This is a genomic window from Streptomyces sp. NPDC058637 (genome assembly GCF_042717325.1).
GTDB lineage: Bacteria > Actinomycetota > Actinomycetes > Streptomycetales > Streptomycetaceae > Streptomyces.
Map to the genome: position 1 here is coordinate 208,792 of NZ_JBHXRD010000009.1, position 4,129 is coordinate 212,920.

Sequence of the window (4,129 nt, forward strand, 5' to 3'; positions counted from 1 at the left end):
GGCCCCCTGGGTGTTGGTTTGCCTCTTCTCAAACTCGTAAGCGGGGGTGGGGGGGGCTTTTTTGGTGGTTTAGGTCCTCCCCCTGTCATACGAACCCATGACAGAGCGCACTGCCGCCGGGTCCCTGGCGCCGGGAGTGTGGAGTGCATGAACGCAGTCATCGAAACCGTCGGACTGAGGCGGAGCTACCGGGGCTTCGACGCCGTACGCGGCATCGACTTCACGGTCGCCCGCGGAGAACTGTTCGCCCTGCTGGGGACCAACGGCGCAGGCAAGACCTCGACGCTCGAGATCCTGGAGGGCCAGGCCACCCCCAGCGGAGGGACCGTCCGGGTGCTGGGCCGGGACCCGTTCCACGACCGGGCGGCGGTCCGGCCCCGCATCGGGGTGATGCTCCAGGAAGGCGGCTTCCCACCGGAGCTCACGGTCCTGGAGACCGTCCGGATGTGGGCCGGCTGCACCACCGGCGCCCGGCCCGCCGACGAGGCCCTCGCGCTGACGAATCTGAGCGAACGACGCAAGGTACGCGTCAAGCAGCTGTCCGGGGGCGAACGCCGCCGCCTCGATCTGGCGCTCGCCCTGCTGGGCCGCCCCGAGGTGCTGTTCCTCGACGAGCCGACGACCGGCCTCGACGCGCAGTCCCGCCGCGACACCTGGGGACTGATCCGCGAACTGAAGGCCCAGGGCACCACCGTGCTGCTCACCACCCACTACCTGGAGGAGGCGGAACAGCTGGCCGACCGACTGGCGATCATGCACCGGGGGCGGATCGCCACCACCGGACGGGTGGCCGACGTGGTCGCCGAACGCCCCTCCAGGATCAGCTTCGAGCTGCCCCAGGACCGTTTCCTCGGCGAACTGCCCCCGCTCGCACCGATGGGCGTGACCCGGCACGAGACCGAGGGCCGGACCGTCCGACTGGAGACCCGGGACCTGCAGCGCACGGCCACCGAGCTGCTCATCTGGGCGCAGCGGGCCGGGATCGCCCTGCGGGCGCTGGACGCCCGGTCGGCGTCGCTGGAAGAGGCCTTCATGGAGATCGCCAAGAACCTGGACAACGAGGAGACACGATGACGACGACCGCCCCCGCCCGATCGGTCGCCGCCGCGCCGGTGCGGACCGGCCCCGCGTCCCGCATGGCCGCCCTCGGCCGCGCGGAGCTGGCTCTGCTGCTCCGCAGCAAGGCATCGCTGGTCACCGCGCTCGTCCTGCCCGCCACCATGGCCGTGTCGATGCGCGGCCTGGTCAAGAACCTCGACCTGGGCGGCACGGGACTGTCGATCGCGACCGTCCTGGTGCCCGGCACCCTGGCCATGGCCCTGTTCTTCTCCATCTACACGAACCTGGTCGGCGTGTACGTCACGCGCCGCGAGAGCCTGGTGCTGAAGCGGCTGCGGACGGGTGAGGTCCGCGACTGGGAGATCCTCGCGGGCGGCGCGCTGCCGGCGGTGCTGCTGGCACTGGTGCAGTGCGTCCTGCTGGCCGTCGGCCTGACCGTGGTCCTGGACGCACCCGCGCCCGCGGCCCCGCACCTGCTCGCCGCCGGTCTGGTCGTCGGCTCACTGATGCTCGTGGCGGGGGCCGCGCTGACGGGCGCGTTCACCAGGACGGCGGAGAGCGCGCAGCTGACGTTCCTGCCGTTCATGCTGGTGACCGTAACCGGATCCGGCCTCTTCATGCCGCGTGAGGTGCTGCCCGGTACGGCGGCGGACATCAGTGCCTGGCTGCCCTTCTCGCCGGTGATGGACCTCCTGCGGGGCGGCTGGACGGGCGACCTCGGCGCCATGGACCAGGGCCGTCTGGTGCTCGTCTCCCTGGCCTGGACGGGTGTGGCGGCCCTCGGTGTGCGGCAGTGGTTCCGCTGGGGCCCGCGCCGTTGAGGCGCGTCTCGGCCGGTGGTGCCCGTCGACCGGTGCGGGGGCGTGCTACATCGGCCTCAGCACCCGCATACGGGTCGGCGCATGGCCGGAGGCCGGATAGGCGGTCCGGCGCGTGGCCGGAGGCCGGATAGGCGGTCCGGTGCGTGGCTGGAGGCCGGATAGGCGCCGGATGAGCGGGCCGGCGCGTGACTGGAATCCGGACGAGCCGGCCGGACGGACCGCGGATCAGAGTGCGGCCAGCGAGATCTCGGTCGACTTGATCAAGGCGGTCACCGCCGTCCCGGCAGCGAGGCCCAGATCGGTGACCGCGTCCTTGGTGACCGCCGCGGTGAGTTCGCCACCCTCGACGGAGACCTTGACGCGGGCCATGGCACCGCCGGTCGCGACATCGGTGACCGCGCCGGGGATCCGGTTGCGCACGCTCAGCCCCTCGACCGCACCGGTGGCCAGGGACACCTCCGTCGACTTGACCAGTGCGCGGACCGAGGACCCCTGGACGAGGCCGAGTTCCTCGACGGCTTCGAGCGTGATGGCGGCCGTGATCTCCTGGCCGCCCGCCAGGCGGACCTTCACCGTGGCCATCACGTCGCCCGCGGTGACGGCGGTCACGGTGCCGGGGAGTTGGTTGCGGATGCTCAGACTCATGAAACGGCGCCTCGCATTCGTACGGGAATGCCAGGTTTCTCCCGGTCAGCGTTTCCCGCTGGGCACACCCCAGCACAGCCGTCCGCCCACCCGGCGCAGGCGCGAGGGCGGTCCGGCGCGTCGCGCGGCAGAGCGGGAACGGTGACCACGCGGCCGGTGCACCGCGCCTCGGAACGGTCCTCGCCCACTCCTTCGGACCATCCTCCGAGTCGAGTCGCATTTGCCATGGAGCATCGCATTAAGCATTGTAAATGCCAGCATGGACGTCCTATTGTGTGGCACATGCAGTCCTCTACCACCGGCCGGGCCGCTCGCCTTCCGGGGGCACGGGCGAGGACGACCTGTCCTGTACATCGGCCCGTAGCCCCTTCCCCGGCATCGTCACCGCCGTCAAGCCCTGTGAGGTGGCCGCCCACGCGAGGATCCGGGCAGGCCCGCACCGTCTCGTCCCGCTCCTGACCCGGGAGGCGGTCGAGGAGCTGGGACCGGAGGCCGGCATGCGGGCCACCGCGCGCGTCAAGTCGACCGGCGTGCACATCGACCGCACCTGATCGGCCGCTCCACCGGGGGCGTCGCTTTTCCCCGGGCTCCCTTACGGACTCGCGCAGAGGAGACCCCGTGCGGCGCGGCTCACCCTCATCCGCTCGGACGACACCGGCCGACCGCGTCCCCAAGGAGTCCCACCCTGATGTCTGTCACCTTCACCGGGCGGCGCACCGCGGCCGCTCTGCTCACGGCCGCCCTCCTCGTTCCGCTGGCCGCCTGCGGCAGCGACGGGAAGGACGCGGGCGACAAGGCCACGGCCTACGGCACGGAGGCGGACCTGACGGTCCTGGCCGCGTCCTCGCTCACCGACGTCTTCAGGACGGCCGGTGCGGCGTACGAGAAGGCGCACCCCGGAACGAAGGTGACGTTCTCGTTCGCGGGATCGCAGGAACTCGCCGCCCAGGTCCGGCAGGGTGCCCCCGCGGACGCCCTGGTCACCGCGGACGCCAGGACGATGGACGGCCTCGGGTCCGACACCGGAACGCCGACCGTCATCGCGAAGAACCGTCTGGTGATCGCGACGGGCAAGGGCAACCCTGAGAAGGTCGAGAACCTGAAGGAGCTCGCCGACCCCGGGCTGAAGGTCGTCCTCGCGGCACCGGAGGTTCCGGTCGGGCGTTACAGCCAGCAGATCCTGGACGCGCAGAAGATCGACGTGAAGCCGGTCTCGCAGGAACCCAACGTCCGCGCCGTCCTCAGCAAGGTCGAGCTGGGCGAGGCCGACGCCGGTCTCGTCTACCGTACGGATGCCACGACGGCCACCGACAAGGTCGACGCGATCGACATCCCGGACGCCCAGAACGCCGTCGCCTCCTACCCGGCGGCGACCCTGAAGACCTCGAAGAACAGCGAGGCCGCGACCGCCTTCGTGACGTGGCTGTCGACGCCCGAGGCCCAGAAGATCCTCACCGACGCGGGCTTCCAGAAGCCGTGACGGGCCACCTCCCCGTGGGGGGGGGGGGGGGGGCCCCCCCCCCCCCCCCCCCCGCCGCTTAGGCGTTTGCAGGGCGAGGCGCGGGGGGCCCCCGTGGCGGGGGGCCGGCGGGGGGGGGGGGGCC

4 protein-coding genes and 1 pseudogene are annotated in these 4,129 nt (G+C 71.8%); 4 read left to right on the forward strand and 1 reads right to left on the reverse strand.

Going from position 1 to position 4,129, the window contains the following annotated elements; all coding sequences use genetic code 11:
* Window positions 1-147: 147 nt before the first annotated feature.
* Both ACFWVP_RS11930 and ACFWVP_RS11935 read left to right on the forward strand, forming a co-directional pair.
* Entirely contained in the window at window positions 148-1,074 is a 927-nt protein-coding gene (locus ACFWVP_RS11930; RefSeq protein WP_384495821.1) for an ABC transporter ATP-binding protein, read from the forward strand.
* On the forward strand, window positions 1,071-1,880 hold the full coding sequence (locus ACFWVP_RS11935) for an ABC transporter permease (RefSeq protein WP_384495822.1): 810 nt from the start codon (window positions 1,071-1,073) through the stop codon (window positions 1,878-1,880). Before ACFWVP_RS11930 ends, ACFWVP_RS11935 begins: the two co-directional genes overlap by 4 nt.
* A 225-nt stretch (window positions 1,881-2,105) precedes the next feature.
* Here the strand turns inward: ACFWVP_RS11935 and ACFWVP_RS11940 are convergent, their stop codons facing one another.
* Entirely contained in the window at window positions 2,106-2,525 is a 420-nt protein-coding gene (locus ACFWVP_RS11940) for a molybdopterin-binding protein (RefSeq protein WP_384495824.1), read from the reverse strand.
* A 323-nt stretch (window positions 2,526-2,848) separates the two neighbouring features.
* Here ACFWVP_RS11940 and ACFWVP_RS11945 point away from each other — a divergent pair.
* A pseudogene (locus ACFWVP_RS11945) lies at window positions 2,849-3,076 on the forward strand (molybdopterin-binding protein); the annotation flags it as partial.
* A gap of 137 nt (window positions 3,077-3,213) precedes the next feature.
* The gene (gene modA, locus ACFWVP_RS11950) at window positions 3,214-4,005 is read left to right on the forward strand and encodes a molybdate ABC transporter substrate-binding protein (RefSeq protein WP_384495825.1); all 792 of its coding nucleotides are present in this window, start codon (window positions 3,214-3,216) and stop codon (window positions 4,003-4,005) included.
* Window positions 4,006-4,129 lie beyond the last annotated feature (124 nt).